Annotated in this window: 21 protein-coding genes; 7 read left to right on the top strand and 14 right to left on the bottom strand. The window is 69.0% G+C overall.

Features of this window, described 5'->3' with window-relative positions:
* Positions 1 to 56: 56 nt before the first annotated feature.
* The 3 genes from ABD793_RS20635 to ABD793_RS20625 are packed head-to-tail and all read left to right on the top strand — an operon-like array spanning position 57 to position 2809.
* The gene (locus ABD793_RS20635; RefSeq protein ID WP_344862322.1) at positions 57 to 1025 is read left to right on the top strand and encodes a YncE family protein; all 969 of its coding nucleotides are present in this window, start codon (positions 57 to 59) and stop codon (positions 1023 to 1025) included.
* A gap of 39 nt (positions 1026 to 1064) precedes the next feature.
* The gene (locus ABD793_RS20630) at positions 1065 to 1940 is read left to right on the top strand and encodes an LLM class F420-dependent oxidoreductase (protein ID WP_344862320.1); all 876 of its coding nucleotides are present in this window, start codon (positions 1065 to 1067) and stop codon (positions 1938 to 1940) included.
* Positions 1937 to 2809, top strand: coding sequence for an LLM class F420-dependent oxidoreductase (locus ABD793_RS20625; protein ID WP_344862317.1), 873 nt, complete (start codon positions 1937 to 1939; stop codon positions 2807 to 2809). Before ABD793_RS20630 ends, ABD793_RS20625 begins: the two co-directional genes overlap by 4 nt.
* A 52-nt stretch (positions 2810 to 2861) precedes the next feature.
* Here the strand turns inward: ABD793_RS20625 and ABD793_RS20620 are convergent, their stop codons facing one another.
* From ABD793_RS20620 to ABD793_RS20610, 3 genes are read right to left on the bottom strand one after another with little or no spacing between them, the layout of a single operon-like run.
* Positions 2862 to 3272: a DUF2784 domain-containing protein gene (locus ABD793_RS20620; protein WP_344862316.1), complete on the bottom strand. Its 411-nt coding sequence runs from the start codon at positions 3270 to 3272 to the stop codon at positions 2862 to 2864.
* Between the two features lie 39 nt (positions 3273 to 3311).
* Positions 3312 to 4799 carry a lipopolysaccharide biosynthesis protein gene (locus ABD793_RS20615; protein WP_344862314.1) on the bottom strand — a complete coding sequence of 496 codons (1488 nt, stop codon included), beginning with the start codon at positions 4797 to 4799 and terminating at the stop codon, positions 3312 to 3314.
* Positions 4796 to 5728 carry a glycosyltransferase family 2 protein gene (locus ABD793_RS20610; RefSeq protein ID WP_344862312.1) on the bottom strand — a complete coding sequence of 311 codons (933 nt, stop codon included), beginning with the start codon at positions 5726 to 5728 and terminating at the stop codon, positions 4796 to 4798. The genes ABD793_RS20615 and ABD793_RS20610 overlap by 4 nt, the downstream gene beginning before the upstream one ends.
* Positions 5729 to 5854: 126 nt before the next feature.
* Between ABD793_RS20610 and ABD793_RS20605 the strand changes: the two genes are divergently transcribed.
* Positions 5855 to 7009 carry an acyltransferase family protein gene (locus ABD793_RS20605; RefSeq protein WP_344862310.1) on the top strand — a complete coding sequence of 385 codons (1155 nt, stop codon included), beginning with the start codon at positions 5855 to 5857 and terminating at the stop codon, positions 7007 to 7009.
* Here ABD793_RS20605 and ABD793_RS20600 read toward each other — a convergent pair.
* Together ABD793_RS20600 and ABD793_RS20595 are read right to left on the bottom strand one after the other, a co-directional pair.
* Entirely contained in the window at positions 6973 to 7782 is an 810-nt protein-coding gene (locus tag ABD793_RS20600; RefSeq protein WP_344862308.1) for a right-handed parallel beta-helix repeat-containing protein, read from the bottom strand. The genes ABD793_RS20605 and ABD793_RS20600 overlap by 37 nt on opposite strands.
* A gap of 57 nt (positions 7783 to 7839) precedes the next feature.
* Positions 7840 to 8664, bottom strand: a complete 825-nt coding sequence (locus tag ABD793_RS20595) for a hypothetical protein (RefSeq protein WP_344862306.1) — start codon at positions 8662 to 8664, stop codon at positions 7840 to 7842.
* 282 nt (positions 8665 to 8946) lie between these two features.
* Between ABD793_RS20595 and ABD793_RS20590 the strand changes: the two genes are divergently transcribed.
* On the top strand, positions 8947 to 9780 hold the full coding sequence (locus tag ABD793_RS20590; RefSeq protein ID WP_344862304.1) for a glycosyltransferase: 834 nt from the start codon (positions 8947 to 8949) through the stop codon (positions 9778 to 9780).
* On the opposite strand, the gene ABD793_RS20585 is transcribed toward ABD793_RS20590, so the two are convergent.
* Together ABD793_RS20585 and ABD793_RS20580 are read right to left on the bottom strand one after the other, a co-directional pair.
* Positions 9773 to 11299 carry an O-antigen ligase family protein gene (locus ABD793_RS20585; protein ID WP_344862302.1) on the bottom strand — a complete coding sequence of 509 codons (1527 nt, stop codon included), beginning with the start codon at positions 11297 to 11299 and terminating at the stop codon, positions 9773 to 9775. The genes ABD793_RS20590 and ABD793_RS20585 overlap by 8 nt on opposite strands.
* Positions 11296 to 12114, bottom strand: a complete 819-nt coding sequence (locus tag ABD793_RS20580) for a YveK family protein (protein ID WP_344862300.1) — start codon at positions 12112 to 12114, stop codon at positions 11296 to 11298. Before ABD793_RS20580 ends, ABD793_RS20585 begins: the two co-directional genes overlap by 4 nt.
* A 214-nt stretch (positions 12115 to 12328) precedes the next feature.
* Between ABD793_RS20580 and ABD793_RS20575 the strand changes: the two genes are divergently transcribed.
* Complete coding sequence (locus ABD793_RS20575; RefSeq protein WP_344862298.1) at positions 12329 to 13330, top strand: glycosyltransferase family 4 protein; 1002 nt, start codon at positions 12329 to 12331, stop codon at positions 13328 to 13330.
* A gap of 3 nt (positions 13331 to 13333) precedes the next feature.
* Here the strand turns inward: ABD793_RS20575 and ABD793_RS20570 are convergent, their stop codons facing one another.
* Genes ABD793_RS20570 through ABD793_RS20540 form a run of 7 tightly spaced genes read right to left on the bottom strand, consistent with a single transcriptional unit; the run spans position 13334 to position 19822 of the window.
* Positions 13334 to 14047 carry a polysaccharide deacetylase family protein gene (locus ABD793_RS20570; RefSeq protein ID WP_344862296.1) on the bottom strand — a complete coding sequence of 238 codons (714 nt, stop codon included), beginning with the start codon at positions 14045 to 14047 and terminating at the stop codon, positions 13334 to 13336.
* The gene (locus tag ABD793_RS20565) at positions 14035 to 14985 is read right to left on the bottom strand and encodes a glycosyltransferase family 2 protein (protein WP_344862294.1); all 951 of its coding nucleotides are present in this window, start codon (positions 14983 to 14985) and stop codon (positions 14035 to 14037) included. The genes ABD793_RS20570 and ABD793_RS20565 overlap by 13 nt, the downstream gene beginning before the upstream one ends.
* Positions 14982 to 16103, bottom strand: a complete 1122-nt coding sequence (locus ABD793_RS20560) for a methyltransferase domain-containing protein (protein ID WP_344862292.1) — start codon at positions 16101 to 16103, stop codon at positions 14982 to 14984. The genes ABD793_RS20565 and ABD793_RS20560 overlap by 4 nt, the downstream gene beginning before the upstream one ends.
* 4 nt (positions 16104 to 16107) lie before the next feature.
* A complete protein-coding gene (locus ABD793_RS20555) occupies positions 16108 to 17136 on the bottom strand; it encodes an NAD-dependent epimerase/dehydratase family protein (RefSeq protein ID WP_344862290.1) in 1029 nt (342 codons plus the stop codon).
* A 3-nt stretch (positions 17137 to 17139) separates the two neighbouring features.
* Positions 17140 to 17790: a PIG-L deacetylase family protein gene (locus ABD793_RS20550; protein WP_344862288.1), complete on the bottom strand. Its 651-nt coding sequence runs from the start codon at positions 17788 to 17790 to the stop codon at positions 17140 to 17142.
* The gene (locus tag ABD793_RS20545) at positions 17787 to 18575 is read right to left on the bottom strand and encodes a sugar phosphate nucleotidyltransferase (protein WP_344862286.1); all 789 of its coding nucleotides are present in this window, start codon (positions 18573 to 18575) and stop codon (positions 17787 to 17789) included. The genes ABD793_RS20550 and ABD793_RS20545 overlap by 4 nt, the downstream gene beginning before the upstream one ends.
* A complete protein-coding gene (locus ABD793_RS20540; RefSeq protein ID WP_344862284.1) occupies positions 18572 to 19822 on the bottom strand; it encodes a methyltransferase domain-containing protein in 1251 nt (416 codons plus the stop codon). The genes ABD793_RS20545 and ABD793_RS20540 overlap by 4 nt, the downstream gene beginning before the upstream one ends.
* A 252-nt stretch (positions 19823 to 20074) precedes the next feature.
* Between ABD793_RS20540 and ABD793_RS20535 the strand changes: the two genes are divergently transcribed.
* Entirely contained in the window at positions 20075 to 21295 is a 1221-nt protein-coding gene (locus ABD793_RS20535; protein WP_344862282.1) for a glycosyltransferase family 4 protein, read from the top strand.

Below are 21295 nucleotides of genomic sequence, written 5' to 3'. Positions count from 1 at the left end.
GTCCGGGTTAGGGTCGGAGAGCAACCGAACCGACCGGCTACCGGGCAGGGGATGCGATGCGCGGTCCGCAGTTACCGAGACGTGGCCTGTTCGCGCTGGTCGCGGCGGGTGCCGCCGGTCTGGTCGCGAGCCCGGCCACGGCAGCCCCGCGGGTCACCGTGGTCCAGGTCGGCGGGGAACTTTCCGCAATCGCGGTGAATCCGGTCACCGGGCTGGTGTACGCCGCCGATTCCACGGCCGGTTCGATCTCGGTGCTCGATCCGACGGCCGGGAAGGTCGTGGCAGTGCTCACCGTGGGTGGCGCGCCGAGCGGTCTTGCGGTGGACACGACCGCCAACCGGATCTACGCCGCCAACCCGCCCGGCGGCACTGTACTGGCCATCGACGGGGCAACCCATCGCACACTGAGTGTGATCAACGCGGGTGCCGGCGCGTCGGCGGTGGCAGTGGACCCGGACGCACAGCTGGCCTACGCGGTGAGCAACAGCGCAGGCACGTTCGCGATCCTCGACACGGTCAGCCTCACCCAGCGCACCCTGCTGCCCGCGCCGAAGCCCGGACTGGCCGGGGTCGCCGTCGACACCGGGCGCCGCCGGGCCTACTGCACCAGCCCGGACACCGATTCGGTGGAGATCTGCGACCTCGGCGCAGGCAAGTTCACCGGCAGCGTCGCGGTGGGCGCCGGACCCACCGGGATCGCCGTGCACCAGCAGAGCGGCACGGTGTTCGTGGCGAACTCGGGGATCCACCACCTGTCCATCGTCGACGGGGTCAACGGCACCGAGGTCAAGACCGTGTTGCTCGGCAGTGAAGCGTCCTCGGTCGCGGTGCACCAGGGCACCGAAACCGTGTACACCAACGGCGGGCAGAACGGTCTGTCCCGAGTGGATGGACAGGCCGGGACGCTGAGCGGCGAACTGGGCCTCGGCATCAACCCCGGCGAGGTGGCGGTGGACGAGCAGACCCGTGCGGTCTATGTGACCGATCCGCTGCACGGCACGGTCACCATCGTGCGCGATTTCTGAGTACCCAGCTGGGGTAACTCCAGGTATACCGTCGAATACATGAAACTTGGACTGCAGATCCCCGACTTCACCTGGGCAGGCGGAGCGGCCACGCTGGGCACCGACCTCGCCGCGGTTGCGAAGACCGCGGACGAGGCAGGGTTCGAGTACCTCGCCCTGATGGACCACTTCTTCCAGATCCCGCAGGTCGGCCCGAGCGAGCACGACATGCTCGAGGCTTACACCGCACTCGGTTACCTCGCCGCGCACACCGAACGCGCCAAACTGCTGACCGTGATCACCGGTGTGCTCTACCGGCACCCCGGCCTGCTCGCCAAGGCCATCAGCACGCTCGACGTGCTCTCCGGCGGCCGCGCGATCCTCGGCATCGGCGCCGGCTGGAACGAGGAGGAGTCCCGCGGGCTCGGCTTCCCGTTCCCGCCGACCGCCGAGCGGTTCGAACTGCTGGAGGAGAACCTCCAGTACGTGCTGCAGATGTGGGGCGACGGCGACGGACCGTTCACCAGCAAGCACTTCCAGGCCGAGCGGCTGCTCAACGTTCCGCAGCCGCTGCAGCGCCCGCGTCCGCCGATCATGGTCGGCGGCGGCGGCGAAAAGAAGACGCTGCGCTTCGTCGCGAAGTACGGCGACGCCTGCAACATCTTCAACAGCCCGGAGCTGGAGCACAAACTCGACGTGCTCAAGCAGCACTGCGAGAACGAGGGCCGCGACTACCAGGAGATCACCAAGACCGTCTACCACATCCTCGACGTCGGCCCGTCCGGGGAGAAGACCGGCGAGCTGGTCAAGGAGCTGGAGCGGCTGCACGGGCTCGGGGTGGACGCGGCGATCGGCGCCGTGCCGGGAGTTCCCGACCTGCGGCTGATCGAGAAGATCGGCACCGAGGTCATCCCGGCCGCGAACGCGCTCTCATGAAGCTCGGCCTGCACCTGTCGCAGCAGACCTGGCCGAACGGGCCGTCCGGGTTCCGCACCGACCTGGCACAGGTCGCGCGGGGCGCGGACGAGGCGGGGTTCGGTTACCTGTCGGTGATGGACCACTTCTTCCAGATCCAGGCGTACGGCCCGCCGGAGCACGATATGCTCGAGGGCTGGACCACGCTCGGGTTCCTGGCCGCGCACACGTCGCGGGTCAAGCTGCTCACGCTGGTCAGCGGCGTGCACTACCGGCATCCGGGGCTGCTCGCGAAAACCGCGACCACGCTCGACGTGCTCTCCGGCGGCCGCGCGATCCTCGGCATCGGCGCCGGCTGGAACGAGGAGGAATCCCGTGGCCTCGGCTTCCGCTTCCCGCCGCTGAAGGAGCGGTTCGAACTGCTGGAGGACACGCTGCGCTACGTCCGGCAGATGTGGGCCGATGGCGCCGAACCGTTCACCGGCAACCACGTCACCGCCGAGCGGCTGCTGAACGTGCCGCAGCCGTTGCAACGTCCGCACCCGCCGATCATGATCGGCGGCAGTGGGGAGAAGAAGACGCTGCGGCTCGTCGCGCAGTACGGCGACCTGTGCAATCTGCTGCCGGGGCCCGACCTGCAGCGCAAGCTCGACGTGTTGAAGCAGCACTGCGAGGACGTCGGCCGGGATTACGCCGAGATCACCAAAACTGCCGCGGTGCGGCTGGATCTCGGCGAGCGTGGGGAGAAAACCGGTGCGCTGCTGGACGAACTCGGCAGGCTCGCCGATCTCGGTTTCCACGCCGCGACGGGCTGGGCGCACGGCGTACCGGACCCGGCCGTGCTGGAGCGCTTCGCCACCGACGTGATCCCGGCGGCGGACCGGTTGTGAGTCCCGCGCCGGATGGGCGGTTTCCGCCGTCCATCCGGCGCGCGTCTCCGGGCTACCGCAACGAGATCCGGCCGTTGCCCGTTCCGGCGGGAACCGGGGTCCGCCGGGCGGCGCGGCGCCGGGCGCACCACCACGCCCCCGCCCAGCCGGCGAGCACGAACAAGGCCATCGCGGCGCGGAAGTGGTTCACGTGGTCCGGGTCGTAGACGACCCCTGCGAGGTAGGTTTCGACGAAACCGCGGTCGTACTGCGGGAGACCACCGATACCGCGGGCCCAGTTCTCCGCGGCGGTGATCGGGCAGTCGAGCGGGAACACCGAGCTGAGCACTCCCCACACCACCAGCGGGAAGTGTGCGAGCAGCACGCGCGGCCACCGCCAGGCGAGGAATCCGCCGAAGATCAGGAAGCCGAGGACCACGAAGTGGAAGCACAGCAGGAAATAGGCGAGCAACTGTCCGATCAAGGGGTCCTCCGCTCCACGGGTCCGTCGCCGGTGCCCGGATCACGCGCTCTTCATCAGTTTTCCGGTCGAGAGCAACCGCACCGCGGCCAGTCCCTCGCGGAATGACGGCGGGAAGAACACCCGCAGGAACACCAGATAACCGGCCAGTACCACGGCCAGTCCGGCGATCAGGGTCGCCACCGCGGGAAAATCGTGCTGCCGCGCCACGATGTGCACGACCCAGGCGGCCGCGGCCGCCGGCATCGTCGAGATGAACGCGGGCAGCACCGACCGCACCCACGTCCGCAACCCGAACCCGGCCAGCCTGCCGATCGCCCGGACCAGGAACGGGGTCAGCGCGACCGTCGCGATGGTGTAAGCCGTCGCGACGCCGGTCACTCCCCACGGCAGGCCGAGGAAGAAGGCGGGCACCACGAACGTCAAGGGCACCCAGGCCCAGCGGAACGAGACGTCGGCACGCCCGAGTCCCATGAACACCGAACCACCCGGTGTGGTCAGGGACTGCAGGATCCCGGTCACCGCGAGGGCCTGCACCACCGGGGCCGACGGCAGCCACTGCGCGCCGAAGACCGTTTCCACGAACTCGTCGGCAAGTACCGCGACGCCCAGCATCGCCGGCAGCACCACTAGACCGATCACCCTGGTGATCCGCAGGAACACCGAACGCACCCGGTCCCGGTCGTCCTGCACCTTCGCGAACACCGGGAACGCCACCCGGTTCGCCACGTTTCCCAGCAGGCTCACCGGGATCAGCATGATCCGGTACGGCACCGTGTAGTACGACAGCGCGGTCTGGCCGAGGAAACGGCTCACCACCACGTTGTCGATGTTGCGGGAGCCGTATCCGATCATCTGCGCGGCCACCAGTGGCAGGGCGAAGGTCCGCAGATGCCGCAACGCCGCCCGGTCGACCACGAGCTTCGGCAACCCGGCCGCGGCGAACCACAGGACCAGCACGATCAGATCGGTGCCGACCTGCTGCACGACCAGTGCCCAGTACCGCATGCCCAGCTCGGCCGCGACCACGCCGAGCACCCCGCCCGCCAGCGTGCCGCTGATCTCGGTGACCGCCATCGCGCGGAAACGCAACCCCCGCTGCAGTTTCGCACCGACCACATTGGACACACCTTTGAGGACCGGGCTCGCGGCAAGTGCGACCAGCACCGGGCCGAGATCGGGCACGTCGAGAAACGCCGCGATCTCGTCGGAGAACAGCACGGTCACCCCGGCCATCGCGAGGCCGATCGCGGCCAGTGCCCAGAACGTGGCACCCTCGTCTTGTGGCCGCAGGTCCGGCTTCTGCACGATGCTCGACGACAGCCCGGCCTCGAGCAACACCGCGGTCAGCGAAATGTAGACCGTGGCGGCGGCCGCGACACCGAAATCCGTAGGGCCAAGCAGGCGAGCCAGCACCACTGCGAAACCCAGCCGTCCGAACTGCCGGACGACCATCGCCGCCAGAGTCCACCGAGTGCCCTTCGCCGCGGCCGAAGCAGTGGAGCGGGATATTTCCGCGTCAGTCGTCACTGCCTGCCTCGCACGGCAAGCTTCGCGTATTCGTATCCGCCACGGGCGAGCGTGCGCAGAATCCGCTTCCAGTTGGTCCGTAACCAACCACGCAACTGGAGCAGGCACCGTACTTTGTCCCGGGTGGGCAGTGGGGCGCGCAGTACCGCAAGCACGTACTGCCGTCCGATGTTGAGCACCGGGAACGGAATCCGCCCGCGCCACTCCGGGTCCAGAATCAGATATCGCGACCGCGCGGTGGGTGCCTGCCGCATGATCCGGCCCGGATGCTCACGGTGCCGGAACAGTTCTTCGTCGATCAGCCGGATCGGCCCGCGCAGCGCGAGTTCCACGATCTCGAGCCGGTCAGCCGAATCGAACGGCGCATGCAGCGACGTCTGCGCGAGCAGATCGCGGTCCACGACACCGAACCACGCGAAGCACATGTGGTCGCGTTCGGTCAGATCGCGGAACCGGAGCGCGACGTCGGCGTGGTCGGCACGCAGGTGCTCGTCCCAGCGGTGCGTGCGGTTGCCTTCGACGTCGATGTCCACTGCGACGGTGTGCGCGCACGAAGCCTCCGGGTGCGCACGCAGCTCCGCCAGGCAGCGGCTGAAGTACGTGGGCAGGTAGACGTTGTCCCCGTGCACCCAGGCGAAGTAGTCACCGTCGGTGTGGTGAAACCCGTAGTTGTGGTTGCGTGCAGCACCTAGGTTGCGTTCGTGGCGCACGTACGAAATTCGCTCGTCGAGTACGCAGTACTCCTTCGCGATCACTTCGGTCCGGTCGGTGGAGGCGTTGTCGCAGATCAGCAACCGCCATCCGGGAAAATCCTGCGCGCGGATGCTGTCCAACGCCTCGGCGAGGAACCGCTCGCTGTTGTGGACCGGCATCGCCAGCGACAGCAACGGCCGCGGTGTTCCCGCTTCGCCTTTCACCACACCGCCCATGCCTGCGCCGCCCTCCGCGATCCGGTCACCACCGGAATCGGAATTGACCGGACGGCGTTACGGCCACGCCGGCCGCACCGATGTAGTGATGACAGCATCGTTATCCGGGGAGCCACCGACGTGCGCGTGACCGAGGTACCGAAGCCTGCGGTGTCCGGCCGCACCCGGCTCGCCGGACTCGACGGACTCCGCGGGATCGCCGCGGTGTTCGTCGTCCTGCACCATTGCCGGTTGTTCAGCTATCCCGGGTTCCCCGCCGACAACGGGCCGTGGTGGCTGTCCTTCCTGCTCTACGGGCATCTCGCGGTGGTCGTGTTCATCGTGCTGTCCGGTTTCTCACTGGCCGTCGCACCGGCGCGACGGGATTGGCAACTCGGCCGCCTCCGCACCTTCCTGCGCCGCCGGGCGTGGCGGATCCTGCCCGCGTACTGGGCCGCTCTGGTGTTCAGTTTCCTCGTCGCCCGGCTGTTGGTGACCGAGACACCAGGTGTGGTGCCGACCGGAAAATCCCTGCTGGTGTACGGAATCCTGGTCCAGGACGCGGTTTCCGCGCCGAGTCCGAACAGCGCGTTCTGGTCCATTGCCGTGGAAGCCCAGTTGTATCTGCTCTTCCCGCTGTTGCTGCTGCTGCGCAGGCGCGTCGGTGCAACCATTCTGGTCGCTTGCGTACTCGCCGGCGTCGTCCTGGTGCAGGTGTTGTCCGGGCACGTGCCGATGTTCGCCGCGCTGCTGTACCTGACGCCCGAGTTCGCGGTGCTGTTCGCGCTCGGCGCGGTGACCGCCGGGATCCGGCACCCCAGCCGGATGCCGTGGCCGTGGCTGGCGCTGGCCGGAGGTGCCGGGATCGCAGGGCTGATTGCGGCGCTGGGTCCGGTCCGCACGGTCGGCAACTACTTCTGGATCGACCTGCTCGCCGCGTTCCCCACCGCAGCACTGCTGGCCGGGATCGCGCAGGGCAGGCCGGCGTGGCTGGTACGGATGCTGGACAGCGCTCCCCTGCGTTTCCTCGGCACCTGTTCCTACAGCCTGTATCTGGTGCATGTGCCGATCGTGGCGGTGGTCAGCCGGTTACTGCTCGGCCCGCACGTCTCCGCGGGAACTCCCGCATTTCTGCTCACCACAGCCATCGCGGCGCCGGTCGCCGTGCTGTTCGCGCGTGCCTTCGCGGCGGTGTTCGAGCTGCCGTTCCACCGGCATCGGTCGGCACCTGCGCTGCTCGCCGCCGTCCGTGCGAAGCTGCACGTTCACCCTGGCACTGGCACCGACGAACCGTCTGCGTAGACGTTGCCCGACACCGTGTGCGCGTCGAAATCCGTCGGGTAGATCGCGCCGAACCGAGCGTCACGGCGGAAAGTGTTGCCAGTCAATGTCACGTCCTGCAGCCGGGCTCCGTGCATCCCGCCGACGCTGTAGAAGGTGTAGCCACCACCGCCGAGTGTGTTGCCCTCGATGCGGATCGGACCGGCCGACGGGTTTTCCGAACCGATGTCCGGCGAAAGGAATACCGCCGCGTTGGCACCTTCCCCGGTGCCGATGTCGATGCGGTTGTTCTTCACCACGATGTCGCCGACGTCCTCGGTGAGCTGGAGCCCGTCGGAATGCGCGCCGGGGGCCGGCGCGAAGTCGTGGATCCACGAGTCGGTGATCGTCGTGTGCGGCCCGAGTTTCGCGCCGTCGTTGGTCATCTCCGAGATCTCCACCCGGACTGCCGACCAGTTTCCGTACGAGATCCCGGCGTCGGTGTAGTCACCGGTGATCACGGTGTCCTCGATCCGCACCGAACCGGCGCCGTCGGTGCGGATCGCCCACGGAGTGCTGCCGTCGCCGGTGAACCGGCTGTGCCGCACCACCACGTCCGGCGCGGTGACGGTGAGCATGCCGTGCAGATCCAGCCCGCTGAGCACTACCCCGGCGCGATCCGCGGTCATCGAACCGGCCTGCTGCGACGACGAAGGGGGCGGTGTGGATTCACTCCCCCGGCCGGTCATCGCCACCACGACCACCGCGGCGGCGACCACGACCGCCGCTGCCACCAACAGTTTCACCGGGCGCACGCATTCGACGATACGGCCCGGCGCCCCGGTTGGGGAGACGCCGGACCGGAATCGCGATCAAGCCGGCATCTTCACCGCGGTGCCGTCGGTGTAGGTATTCCCGGAAACGTTCTTCGCGACGAATTCGGTCGGGTACACCGGACCGAAAATTGCGTCCTTGACGAATTTGTTGTTCGTCACCGACACGTCCTGCAGCTTCGCACCGTCCCGGCCGCTGACGCTGTAGAAGGTGTACCCGCCGCCACCGAGGGTGTTGCCGTCGACACTGATCGGGCCCGCCGACGGGTTTTCCGGGCCGAGGTCCGGCGAAAGGAAGATCGCCGCGTTGACCCCGGGCGCCTTGCCGATGTCGATCTTGTTGTTCTTGATCACGATGGTGCCGACGTCCTCGACGACCTGCAGCCCGTCGGAATGTGCACCGGAGGCGGGCGTGAAGTCGTGGATCCAGGAATCGGTGATCGACACGTTGTTGCCGACCTTGCCACCGTCGTTGCTCATCCCGGACAGGTCGATCCGGGTGGCACTCCAGTTGTGGTAGCTGATCGCGGCGTCCGAGTAGTCGCCGGTGAGAGTGGCATCCTCGAGGTGCACCGAACCGCTGCCGGCGGTGCGTACCGCCCAGTCCTGGCCGGCACCGGTGAACTTGCTGCGTTTGACGGTCACGTCCGGGGCCGTGACGGTGATCGTGCCGTGCACGTCGAGCGCGTCGAGGACCTGGCCCGGCTGATCGGCGGTCACGTCCTGCACGCTCTTGAGCGCAGTGCCGGAGGGCACGCCGTAGCCGCCGGAGGCGGACGCGCTCGGCACGAGCCCGGATGCGGCGACGAACGCGGCCGTCAGCACGGCAGCCGTCCCGCCCGCGGAAACAAGGATGCGGCGCATGAGCGCCTCACCTCCCAGTGAACTGGCTGAAATGCAACCGATATCGTTTCGTGATGGAACGACGACGACTATGCATGTCCTCGACCGACCTGGCAAGGCACCATCCGGTGACAGCCCGTAAAAACCCGCTTTTACCAGCGTATTCGTCGCGAAAAAAATCATCCCGCGCACGAGACCGAAAATCGATCTTCCACAGTTTCGGTAAACCGATCACGGTATTTTGATCAAGCTGTGCCCGAGCCCGTCTTCCGGTGTCGTGGTGACATTCCGTAGGCTGCTCCGGTGGACGTGGTGATCCCTGCGCACAACGAAGAATCCGTGGTCGGGCAAGCAATTCTCCGGTGGTCGTCGCCACCGCGGCGAGTGCGTTGCGTGGTCGTGGCCAACGGCTGCTCCGACCGCACCGCGCAAACCGCGCGGGCCGCCGCCGGTCCCGGCGACCTCGTGCTCGACACTGCCTTGCCCGGTAAGGCGAATGCGCTGAACCTCGGCGACGGAAGTTGCACCACCTTCCCTCGCGCGTACGTGGATGCGGACGTGACCATCGACGCCGGAGGCCTGCTCCGGCTCGGCGAGTCGCTGGCCGAATCGGGCGCACTGCTCGCGGTGCCCGGTCTGCAACTGCGCACCGCCGAAGCGTCCTGGCTGGTGCGCCGTTACCTCGCGGCCTGGCAGCAGCTACCCGGCGTACGGCACAACGGTGCGGGCCGCGGCGTCTACGTGCTTTCCGAAGCCGGCCACGCGCTCACCTTCCCGCTGCCGCAAGGACTCATCGCCGACGACGGATACGTGGAACGCCGTATCGGTGCGGCTCGGCGCGTGCTGGTGCCGGAGGTGACAGTCACCGTCACGCCGGTACGAACGATCCGCGCCATGGTCCGGCGGCGAATCCGCGTCGGGGCCGGGAACCGCCAGCTGACCGAGCTGGGACTGCCGGCGGAGAACGGGACCGCGGGGCTGGGTGTGCTGGTGAGGCTGACCCGCGAGGGCACCGTCCGGCCGCTCGACGCGGCGGTGTTCGCCGCAGTGAGTCTCGCTGCCCGGGTGCTCGACACGCTCCGCCGGACGCGCGGCCGGAGCGTCTCGTGGGGCACCGAACGCGGCCCCGTCAGGTAACCCGCAGCGTGCGGTTCGCCAGTCGCCGGATCCAGGTCGGCGGCAACCGGTCGGCCTCCGGCACGTCGCGCACCGAGACCCGCCACAAGGCGGCCGCGCACCCGATCAGCACCTGCGTGGTAATGAACATGATCGCGAAACCGAAGGCGTCGAAGGTGAACGCGGCCGCGGCGGCAGCCGCGATCGAACCGGCCAGCGCCTGGCCCATGCCGCGGGCGTCCGGATCCGGTGCGGTGCGGTGCACGCGCCTCGCCAGGCAATAGCCGGTCGCGAACAACGCCAGCCCCACGGCGAGCCCCACCACGCCGAGCGTGACCAGCTCGTACAGGTACTCGTTGTCCAGCACCCGGTACAGCTTCGGCACGTAGGTGCCCGGTCCGATCCCGAACACCGGATGGTGTTGCCACAGCCCGAAGACCGCGGCGTAGTCGTCCGTGCGGCCCTCGATGCTCGGATCGGTGCCCGCGCTGGTGAACAGGCTTTTGATGCTCGACAGCAATCCGGGCGCGGCCACCTGCACCACCAGCACACCGGCGACCGCGAACGGCGCCAGGTTCAGGATCGTCCGCAGCCGCAGGGAAACCAGGTACACGAGCAGGGCGACACCGGTCGCGAGTACCGCAGAACGGCCGATCGACAACGGGATCCCCCCGGCGATCATCGCCACGACCAGCCACCGCGCCGGTTTGTGCCGCTTCGCGGTCAACGCCAGCTGCAGGGCAAGCGGTAACGCCATGCTCAGCACCACGCCGTATTCGATGGGATGGGTGGCCAGCCCGGCCACCCGGTTGAACCCGTCGCGGCTCTGCACGAAGTCCGCGGTCGACTCGTGCAGGGTGAGGCCCGGCAGCCGGATCAGCTTCGCCAGGTCGACGACGTCGAAGAACTGCAGTACCGCGACGAACGCGAGCACCGCGGCGCCCAGCGTCACCCGGCTCAGAACCCGGCGCACCGCTCGCACGTCACGCAGTGTGTCGGCGGTGTAGAGCACTACGCCGATCGCGCCCAGCTCGCCGAGCAGACCGGCGTTCGCACCGGACGCTTCCAGCGGGCTCAACCCACGTACCTGCCCCGCCGCATAACTGGCCAGCTGGCTCACCACCGCGAACAGCACCACCACGCGCAGCGGCTGGAACCCGCGGTCGGTGCCGAGGTCGGGCGCGCAGCGCAGACAGAACCAGACCAGCAGCAACCCGCCGGCGAACAGCCCACTCGGCGCCCCCGCCTGCCCGAGCGGCGCGAGCACGAGGTTCGCCGGTAACAGGAACGTCGCCGACAGCAACAAGGTCAGCCCGGTGACCTCGTCCTTCGGCGAGAACGCGTAACCGGCCAGCAACACCGTTACGGTGAACACAAGGAAGGCCAGGTCCGGCACGAACACCTCGGCGCACACCGCGAGCACCCCGCCGCCGAGTGCGACCGCAGCGAGCCACGGATGGCGGTCGATGCGCCGTTCGATCGGGATGAACTCGCCGAGCCCGAGCCTGCTGCGCAGCTCCGGCCGGTGCAGCAGGCTCACCGCGGTCGTTCGCCGTCGCCAGGCAGGCCGGCCGGGACCGCGCCCTCCGGACGGCCGTTGGGCACCGGACGCAACTGCCGAGTCGGCTGATCGGACCACGGTGTCTCGGTGTGCTCAGTGCGGACGTCGGACCAGCCGGCCTCGGTGTCGGCCTCGGCCTCGATGTCGATGTCGGTGTCGGCGCCGGCTTCGGGCTGGTCGGTGGCCGCTTTCCGGAGTTCACGGCGGCGCATCAGGTAGTCGACGTACACCGAGAGGCCCAGCGCCAGCACGACGCCGATGGCCAGCGCAGCGAGCAGCACCTTCGCTCGGCTGCCCGTCGACTCGGCCGCTTCCTTCGGCTGCAACGCGTCGTCCACGGTCACCCGGAACTGGCCGGGGATCTGCTTGACGTCCTGCAACGCCTGCATCCGGCGTTCGAGTTCCTTCCACAGCAGTGTGTAGGTGCTCAGTGTGGCCTGCTGACTCTGCGCGGTGATGGTGATCAGCAGCAGTGGCCGTCCACTGTCCACATTGATCACGTAATCCGGGCTTCCGCCGCCACCTGCGACGAAGTCGCGCAGGTCCGGCGAATCCGCGATGGAACCCATCACCGACGCCGCGGTCCTGGTGTCGTAGTACGGGTTTCCGGCCAGCCGGGCAGCGGCGGTCTCGTCCTGCGCGTACGGGATGTTGACCACCAGCACGCCGTCCACGGAGTAGCTGGGCGCAACCTGACTCGCCGCCACGAACCCCAGCAGTCCGGTCACGACGAGGGCGGCGACGAGCACGTACCACCGCCTCAGCGCGATCCGGAAAATCCCGAAGAGGTCCATTGACCCGCCCTTCCGCCGCCCGTCAGGATGGGTCACCCCGACCCGCCTCGTTGTGTCAATCGACGAAAGCAGCCTGAACGTGACAGAAGAAGTGTCACCGTCTGGTGTCGCGAGACCTGTGCTCGGCTTCGCGTGCGCGTGGGACGACCCTCCGCAACCGACTTGGTCGTACACACCGTGGCACCTACGTGCCGCACTGCGGGAGCAGACCACCGTGGCCGATCTCGGGCTCAGCTGGCCACAACCGGCGAGGCTGGCGTTGAAGACGCTCGCCGCACGGCGCCACGACGGCAGGTGGACGAGCGGCTGGAAACACCATCCGGTCACGCAATCGCTGGCACAGCAGCGGTTGCGCCGCGCGGAAGCGGCCGCGGAATGTGCCCTCGTACTGCAGATCGGCGATCTCGCACGGCTGCGCAGGCCGTACCTCGTCTACCAGGATCTGAGCTTCGACCTGCTGCGCGAAGAACGGGAACTACGGCATTTCCCACATCTGTCCGCGGCGCGGATCGAGCAGCTGCGCGAACGTCAGCTGGAGATCTACGCGGGCGCGGCCGGCGTGCTCGCGATGAGCGAATGGCTTGCCGCGCATCTAGTTCGCGTGTCCGGCCTGCCCTCGGACAAGGTGCACGTGGTCAACCCCGGCTGCAACGCGCTGCCCACCGCCGCGCCGACCGTGCCGCCCCGGTCCACGCGACCGCGACGGTTGTTGTTCGTGGGAAAGGATTTCCCCACCAAGGCCGGCCCACAGGTAGTGGCTGCGTGGGAAATTCTCCGCCGCGACCTGGATCCGGGAATGGAACTGACCATCGCCGGACCGGCGACCTGGCCGCTGCCCGACGCGATTCCGGACGGTGTGACGTTCCTCGGCCGCGTCCCGCTCGAACGCGTGCGGGAGCTTTACCCATCGCACGACCTGTTCGTGCTGCCGAGTCACTTCGAGGGTTACGGGATCGCTTTCGTCGAGGCGCTGGCACACGGCTTGCCGTGTGTGGGACGCGACCGATGCGCGATGCCGGAGATCATCCGCCCCGGCGACAACGGCGGGTTGGTGACCTCCGACGACCCGGCCGAACTGGCCGCACTCATCACCACCCTGCTCGCGAACGACGAACTGCGCGAACGCACCGTGGCACAGGCCCCGGCGGTGATCAAGCACGCCACCTGGTCCCGCGCGGCCGAGGAAACCCTGGCCGTAGCGGCGAAATCCGGCTGATCGTCAACGCCGGAACCACGCCCACCGTTCGGCAGTCCCACCTGCGTCCAACGCGTCCGCCAACGAAACGCCACGCAGCCCACGGTCCGCCAGGCCGTCCACGACCGCCGAGGTCAGCGCGCCGCGGTCGAACGTCGGTGCCGCGCCCGACGGGTGGTCGGGGTCGTCGGCGTAACTGTCGTGGCACAGCAGGATCGCGCCGCGCGTCAACCCTTCCATCGCGCGAGCGGCCAGCGCCGGTACGGGTTCGTCGAGCCAATCCCACGCGGTCGGCCCCCACAGCACGGGTTCCAGGCCGGTACTGCGGATCGCGCGCCAAGTCGACGGAGTCTGCGCGCCGAACGGCGGGCGGAACCACCGGACCGGCGTGCCGAGTGCGTCTTCCAGCCGGCGCCGTGACGCGGTCACCCGTGCCGCCACCTCGTGCGGACCGAACCGGGTCAGCCGACGGTGATCGGGACCGTGCAATGCGATCTCGTGTCCTTCCGCGGCGGTTTCCCTGAGCAGGGTGCCGAATCGCGCAACGCGTTCGGTCAGCACGAAGAACGTCGCGCTCGCGCCACCGGCCGCCAACGCGGACAGGACCCGTTCCGTGCCCACCGGATCCGGCCCGTCGTCGAAAGTCAGCACCGCATGCGGCTGCTCGGTACGGACCGCGCGAACCGAACCCACCACAGTGGTCCCGGAACGCACCACCGCGGCGATCACCTTCCGCACGAGCCCTCCGGAATCCGCGTCCCCGGCCAGCCCTGCGCCCACTCCGCCCGGCGCCGCCACACGACCGCCCACCGTGGACGCCGGCGCAGCACCCGCTCCGCCGCCGCCCGCAGCGCAACCCCCGCCTGCATCGCGAACAGGCCGTACCTCCGCCACGGCCCGAGGTGCCGTTGCACCACCCCGGCGCGCCCGGCCAGCACCAGCACGTCCCGGCCGGAGAGGTCGCCCCCGGAGGACGCGCCGACGTCGTGCACCACTTCAGCGGCCGGCGTGATCGACGGACGGGCACCGAGCTTTCGCGCCCGCAGGCACAGATCCTGGTCCTCGCCGTACATACGGAATCCTTCGTCCAGGCCGCCGAGCCGGTCCCACAGCTCCCGGCCGAGCAGCATCAACCCACCGGACACGACGTCCACCTGCCGCACCGAATCGCGTGCCCAGCCACCAAGGGATTCCGGGTCGAGCCACCGCGAACCCCGTGCCAGCACCGAGAAACCGAGTGCGGAACAGGTCAGGCTCCACGGCGTGATCCGGCCGAAGCAGCTACGTGGCTCCGGCCGCCCGGCCGTGTCCAGAGTGCGGCCGCCGACAATGCCGTGGTCCGGATTCGCCCGCAGGTGCTCGAGCATCGCATCGATCGCGCCGGGTTTCGGCTCGGCGTCCGGATTCAGCAACAGCAGGTACCGCCCGGAAGCACGCGAGGCCGCCCGGTTCACCCCGTGCGCGAAGCCGCTGTTCCAGCCCAGCCGCTGCCCGGTTCCCCGGCCGCAGACATCGTCCACAATGTCCGCGACGCCGTCCGTGGAGCCGTTGTCGCTCACCAAGATCTCGAACGGCACCGAAGGAGCCGCCGGTCCGGTCAACGCTCGCAACGTACGCTCTGCGTGTGCGGCGGCGTTGTAGGTCACCATCAACACCGACAGCTCCGGCGTGCTCACGCGCGCCCGGCCAGCACGTCGTGCACGCTGATCCAGCGTCCTCCGCGGTCCTCGACCTCGGGCAGCGCGCGCCGCACCTCGTCGAGCAGCTGCGGCAGGAGCAGCAACACATCGGCGGGTTGCCCCGGGCCAAGGTATTCCGGCGGAACGACCGGGATCTGCGTGCCGGGCACCCGTCGCCATTGCTTTGCCGGGGACGCATCCGCGACCGCGGGGAGCAGGTCTACCTCGACCCCCGCGTGACAGAGCAACGGCACCGAACGGGAAGCCGCGCCGTACCCGATCACGCGTCGTTTCCGCCCGCTCAGCCAACGCCGGAGCACGGCCGCATCGGTGTCCGCGCGGTGCTGAAGCGTCCGGAGCGCGTCGATTTCGGTGACCCCGGCAGCGAGTTCGGCGGCGAACACCGCGCGGGTCTCGTCGTCCGGCTGCGGATCGTGGTTGGCGAGCACCACCAGCGTCTCGCCGGCCAGCGGATAGTTCCAGGCCCGGTGTACCCCGAGGCCGAACCGGCGCAACGCCTGGTCCAACGCCGGCAACGACCAGTACGCGTGATGCCCGTGCCGCAGTTCGCCCCACTGCCCGTGCCGCAGCACACCGGCCAGGCTGAACAGCTGCAGCACCAGCGCCCCGCCGGACGCCACCCGCGCCGCCCGAGTCAGCAACGCCTCGGCCTGCTCCGGTTCGTGTAGCAGACCGTAGGTGTCGAACACCAGGTCAGCCCGTCCATTGGCAGGCTTCAGCCCGCGTCGCACCACACGCGGGAGCCACGCGCCGCCGTGCGGGCTGCCGTACTCCGCGGCCGTCTGCCCGGCCCGCAACCAGCCCTCCGCGTCAAGTCGGGACAGCACCCGCTCGGCCTGGTCCCGCATCGCCTGCGGTTCCACTCCGGCGGTCGTCTCCGGCCAGCCGGGATCCTCGGCGAGCTGGGCCAGCCCACACCCCACGCAGAACCACATCCGCAGGCCGAACACCGGATCCGGCCCGTCGTCCCCGGCGAACTGCTCGCACCCCGGCTGCGCACCGAGGTCGAGCACCACCTCCCCCGCCACGCCACGGCAGTGCCGGCACCGCAGCGCCGGGTGATCGGGCCGCGGTTGCAGTGCCGGGCTGACCACGACGTCAGCCGACCGCGATCGGACGCAATGCGGCATCGACGCTGCCGCTCTCCCCACGTTCCCGCAGCCTCGCCAACCTGGTGAACCGCCGGTCGAACGGGTCCTGGGTCAACCGGTAGTCCCGGTACGCCGCCGCCAGCTCCAGTGCACCGGCGGGCACCGACCAGCGACAGTCGAAGCTCGGCAACGCAGCCCGGATCCGCGAGAAATCCACCCGATAGGACCGCGGATCATTACCCGCCTCGCCGGTGATCAGCAGTTCCGACCCCGGCACCGCCGTCGCCACCGCCTGCGCGACCTCCGCCACGCGAAGGTTGTTCCGCTCCGTTCCCACGTTGAACGCTCGCGCGTGCACCGCCTCCCGCGGTGCGACCAGGGCAGCGGCGAACGCGGCCGCGATGTCGGCCGCATGCACCAGCGGACGCCACGGCGTGCCGTCGGAGAGCACCCGCACCACGCCGGTGAGGATCGCGTGCCCGACGAGGTTGTTCACCACGACGTCCGCGCGCAGCCGCGGCGAGAACCCGAACGCGGTCGCATTGCGGAGGAAGACCGGGGTGAAGTCACCGTCCGCGAGTTCCACAAGGTCGTCTTCCACCCGCACCTTCGACTCCGCGTACGGGGTGACCGGACGCAACGGCGCGTCTTCGTCCACGAGATTGTCGCCGCCGGCGCCGTAGACCGAGCAGGTCGACGCGTAGAGGAAACGGCGGACCCCGGCCGCCTTCGCCAGCCTTGCCAGCCTCGTCGACGCGCGGTGGTTGATCTCGTAGGTGATGTCCGGCTCCAGCGAACCGAGCGGGTCGTTCGACAGCGCGGCGAGGTGGATCACCGCGTCGAAACCGGTCAGCTGGTGCACCGTGACGTCGCGTAGGTCGACGACGACCGCGGGTGGATCGACCGGCTCCGGCCCGAGCACGCAGTCGGCGAACAGCCCCGAGTCGAGTCCGGTCACCTGGTGCCCGGCCGCGGCGAGCACCGGCGCCATGACCGTGCCGAGATAACCCTGGTGGCCGGTGAGCAGTACCCGCATCGGTCAGTCTCCCGCGAGGTCGAGGGTGAGTTTGCCGGAGTGGAAGGCCTCCGCGTAGCGCGTCCGGCATTCGATCCCGCGGATCCGGGCCAGCCCGAGGAAAGCCTCCCGGTCGTACCACGGCCGATGCCGCTGCGACGGGTAGTGCTCGTGCAGCAACGCGACCTTGCGCTCCGCCGTCGCCGGGGACAGCGGGTGATACACCGAAGGACGGCCGAGGTCGCCGTCCCATTTGACGATCTCGTAGCCGAGCGCGGGCGGACCGCGGAATACGGTGGGGATCAGCTTCGCCAGACCCCGGTGGTCCTGGTGCGCGTCGCCGGGGTGCGGTCCGATCACCAGATCCGGCTCGATCCGCGTGCGCAGGGCCGTCACCGCCTCTTTCGCCTCCTCCCACTGCGCCGGAAGCCGGCCGTCGCGCAGCTTCAGCACGGTGACCCCGAGCCGCGCACCCGGGCAGAACGCGGCCAGCGCGGCCCGTTCCTCGTCCTCCCGCTCGGTGCCGCCGCCGGAAAGGACGAGTGCTTCGATCTCGACGCCGGGGCGGGCCTCGCACAACGTCAGCAGGGTGCCGCCCGCGCCGATCGCAAGGTCGTCACAGTGCGCGCCGAGCACCGCGACCTTGGCCAGCCCGGTCAGCCGTGCGCTGGTCATCCGACCGGCACCCGGTCGTTTTCCCAGAGTGCCCAAGGCTTTTCACCCCGCGCGTAGGCCTCGTTGAGCGCGATGCGTTCCTTGATCGTGTCGGTGGGCCGCCAGTAACCGCGGTGCGGGTACGCCAGCAACCGTCCCCGCTTGGCCAGCTCGGCACATCCGTCTGCGACCAGGTCCCCGTTCTCCGGGAGGTGCTCGAACACCTCCTGCCGCAGCGCGAAATACCCGCCGTTGGCCCACAACGGCATCTCGCTCACCGGCGTGATGCCCGAGACGAGCCCGGCGGAACCGAGCTCGACGCAGTGGAACGTCGCAGGCGGCGGCACGATCATCATCGACGCCCCCGCGTCGCTCGCGGCGAATCGGTCGATGATGTCCGGCAGCGGCGCGTCGGTCAGCACGTCGGCGTAGTTGGCCAGGAACATCTCCTCGCCCTCGAGGTACGCCCGCACCCGGCGCAGCCGTTCCCCGATCGGCGAGTTGATCCCGGTGTGCACGAAGGTGATCCGCCAGTCCGAGATGTCCGTGGACAGCAGGTCCACCACACCGTCGTGCAGCACGAAGTCGTTGGACGCGCTCTCCTCGTAGCCGAGGAAGAACTCCTTGATGTGGTGTGCACCGTAACCGAGGCACAGCACGAAATCCCGGTGCCCGAAGTACGCGTAGTAGCGCATCACGTGCCACAGCAACGGCCGCGGCCCGACGAGCTGCATCGGCTTCGGCACATCCCCCGGCCCGCTCTGCATCCGCGTGCCGTACCCCCCGCAGAACAGCACCACCTTCACCGGGCCACCTCCATCCGGACCGGGTCGACGACCTCGAGCCGCGGGATCGGGAAGACCAGCCTGCCACCCCACTGCCCGACGTAGGACAGCTGCTCGGTCAGCTCCTCGCGCAGGTTCCACGGCAGCACCAGCACGTAGTCCGGACGGTCTTCGGCGATCCGCTCCGGCGCCAGTACCGGGATCCGCGTCCCCGGTGTGAACCGCCCGTGCTTGTAGGGATTGCGGTCCACCGTGTAGGCAAGCAGATCGGGCCGGATGCCGCAGTGGTTGAGCAGCGTGTTGCCCTTGCCCGGCGCGCCGTAGCCGACCACCGTGCGGCCTTCGCCGGCCGCCTGGACGAGGAAGCCGAGCAGTTCCCTGCGCACCGTGGCGATCCGGCGGCCGAACTCCGCGTACCCGGCCAGTTCGTGCAGTCCGGCGGTCTTCTCCCGGGCCAGTACGTCCAGCATCCGTTCGCTCGGTTCACCGGCCACCTCATCCGGCCGGGCCCACAACCGGATCGACCCGCCGTGCGTCGGCAGCAGCTCCACGTCGACCACCCGCAGCCCGCCGGTGGCGAGCGCCCGCTGCGCCGAAGCGACGGTGTAGTACTGGAAATGTTCGTGGTAGATGGTGTCGTACTGGGTCCGCTCGATGAGCGTGAGCAGGTGCTGCACCTCGATCGACACCCATCCGTCGTCGGCGACCAGGCCACGCAGCCCACGCGTGAAACCGAGCACGTCCGGGATGTGCGCGTAGACGTTGTTGGCCACCACCAGGTCGGCCGGACCGTCGTGCGCCCGCACCTGTCCGGCAGTCTCCTCGTCGAGAAACGCGGTACGCGTTGGTACTGCGCGATCGCGGGCGGCCTGTCCGACGTTCTCCGAAGGTTCCACGCCGAGACATCGGATCCCCCGCCGCACCACGTGCTGCAGCAGGTACCCGTCGTTGCTCGCGACCTCCACCACGAACGAATCACCATCCAGCGCCAGCCGTTGCACCGCACCGGCCACGAACCGTTCCGCGTGCTCGACCCACGAGGTGGAATAGGACGAGAAGTACGCGTATTCGGTGAAGGTTTCCTCCGGGGTGATCAATGGCGGCAGCTGCGCCAGCCAACATTCCGTGCACACCCGAAGGTGCAGCGGATAATTGGTTTCGGGTTCGTCGAGCTGTTCGCCGGTGAGGAACTTCTCGCACGGCGGGGTCGCGCCGAGATCGGCCACGTCCGCAAGGCTCGGCGAGCCACACAGTCGGCAGGTCAACATGGGCGCCCTCTTCCCGGGGGGTGACCGTGGTTTCGATCCGGTATTCGCTCGGCACCGGTGTCTTCGTTACAGCCGAACCACGGAATTCCCCGGTGAATCATGGAAAACCGGCGACGAAAACGAGGGAGAGTGCGTTTGCCGCACACCGGTCGTTGCGAATTTCGGACGGTCGGCAGCACTTTTCCCACGCGGGTAACGGACCCGATCCCTCGAGCGAACTAAGGGCGTCGACCGTCCGCAGGAGAGACCGCCATGCCGCGTCCGCACGTGCTCGTCATCGTCCAGAACCTCCCGGTCCCGCTGGATCGCCGGGTGTGGCTCGAATGCCGCGCGCTCACCGAATCCGGTTACGAGGTCTCGGTGATCTGCCCCCGCGGCGAAGGGGATCCGGCGTACGAGGTGCTCGAAGGCGTGCACCTGCACAAGTACCGGCCGGCGCCGGCCGCAGGCGGGGTGTTCGGCTACCTGCTGGAGTTCTCCCTCTCCTGGCTGCGCACCGCGTGGCTGAGCCGGAAAGTGTGGCGGCGCAGGCCTTTCGAGGTACTGCAGGCGTGCAATCCGCCGGACACCTACTGGCTGCTGGCGCGGTTCTGGCAACGCCGCGGGGTGCGGTTCGTGTTCGACCACCACGATCTCAACCCGGAGGTGTTCCGCTCCCGCTTCGGTGAACCCGCCACCCCGGCGGCCCGTGCGCAGCTGGCCGGTCTGCACTGGCTGGAACGGATGACCTTCCGCACCGCCGACCACGTCATCTCCACCAACACCTCGTACCAGCGGATCGCCGTGGAACGCGGCGGGGTGCCGATCGGACGCACGAGCGTGGTGCGTTCCGGTCCGGACACCACGGTGATGCGGCCCGGCCGTCCGGAATCCGCCCTGCGCCGTGGCCGCCGCCATCTGGTCGTGTGGCTCGGCATCATGGGCCCGCAGGACGGCGTGGACGTGGTGCTCGACATCGCCCGCCGCACCGTGTTCGAGCACGGACGCGAGGACGTGCAGTTCGCCGTGCTCGGATTCGGCGACTGCCTCGAGGAGCTGCGCCGCCGGTGCACCGCACTCGGCCTCGACGACTACCTGGACCTGCCGGGGCGGGTCGGCCCGGCACAGATCGCAGAATACTTCTCCACCGCCTCCGCCGGCCTGTCCCCGGATCCGCGCAACCCGCTCAACGACGTGTCGACGATGAACAAGACCATGGAGTACCTGGCTTTCGGCGTGCCGGTGGTCGCCTACCGGCTCACCGAAAACGCGATCTCCGCAGGCGATTGCGCGGTGTACACCGAACCCGGCGACGCGGCGGGGTTCACCGCCGAACTCGTCGCACTGCTGGACGATCCCGACCGCCGTGCGGACCTCGCCAAGCGCGGACGGCTGCGCGCCGAGCGCGACCTGGACTGGGCACCGCAGGCGCACACCTACGTCTCGGTCTACGACCGGCTGCTGCGCCGTTCGCATGCCAACGAAGGGAATTGA

It is taken from the genome of Amycolatopsis ultiminotia (assembly GCF_039536925.1).
Taxonomy (GTDB): Bacteria; Actinomycetota; Actinomycetes; order Mycobacteriales; family Pseudonocardiaceae; genus Amycolatopsis; species Amycolatopsis ultiminotia.
The sequence above is the reverse complement of the archived record's forward strand: the minus strand, read 5'-3'. Positions and strand labels throughout refer to the sequence as shown.

Bases quoted from the DNA above. Each gene is read 5' to 3' on its own strand.
- ABD793_RS20625 (WP_344862317.1), top strand. From the start codon at position 1,937: ATGAAGCTCGGCCTGCACCTGTCGCAGCAGACCTGGCCGAACGGGCCG.
- ABD793_RS20610 (WP_344862312.1), bottom strand. From the start codon at position 5,728: ATGGGCGGTGTGGTGAAAGGCGAAGCGGGAACACCGCGGCCGTTGCTG.
- ABD793_RS20630 (WP_344862320.1), top strand. From the start codon at position 1,065: ATGAAACTTGGACTGCAGATCCCCGACTTCACCTGGGCAGGCGGAGCG.
- ABD793_RS20635 (WP_344862322.1), top strand. From the start codon at position 57: ATGCGCGGTCCGCAGTTACCGAGACGTGGCCTGTTCGCGCTGGTCGCG.
- ABD793_RS20540 (WP_344862284.1), bottom strand. From the start codon at position 19,822: ATGTTGACCTGCCGACTGTGTGGCTCGCCGAGCCTTGCGGACGTGGCC.
- ABD793_RS20555 (WP_344862290.1), bottom strand. From the start codon at position 17,136: ATGCGGGTACTGCTCACCGGCCACCAGGGTTATCTCGGCACGGTCATG.
- ABD793_RS20580 (WP_344862300.1), bottom strand. From the start codon at position 12,114: ATGGACCTCTTCGGGATTTTCCGGATCGCGCTGAGGCGGTGGTACGTG.
- ABD793_RS20550 (WP_344862288.1), bottom strand. From the start codon at position 17,790: ATGACCAGCGCACGGCTGACCGGGCTGGCCAAGGTCGCGGTGCTCGGC.
- ABD793_RS20535 (WP_344862282.1), top strand. From the start codon at position 20,075: ATGCCGCGTCCGCACGTGCTCGTCATCGTCCAGAACCTCCCGGTCCCG.
- ABD793_RS20595 (WP_344862306.1), bottom strand. From the start codon at position 8,664: ATGCGCCGCATCCTTGTTTCCGCGGGCGGGACGGCTGCCGTGCTGACG.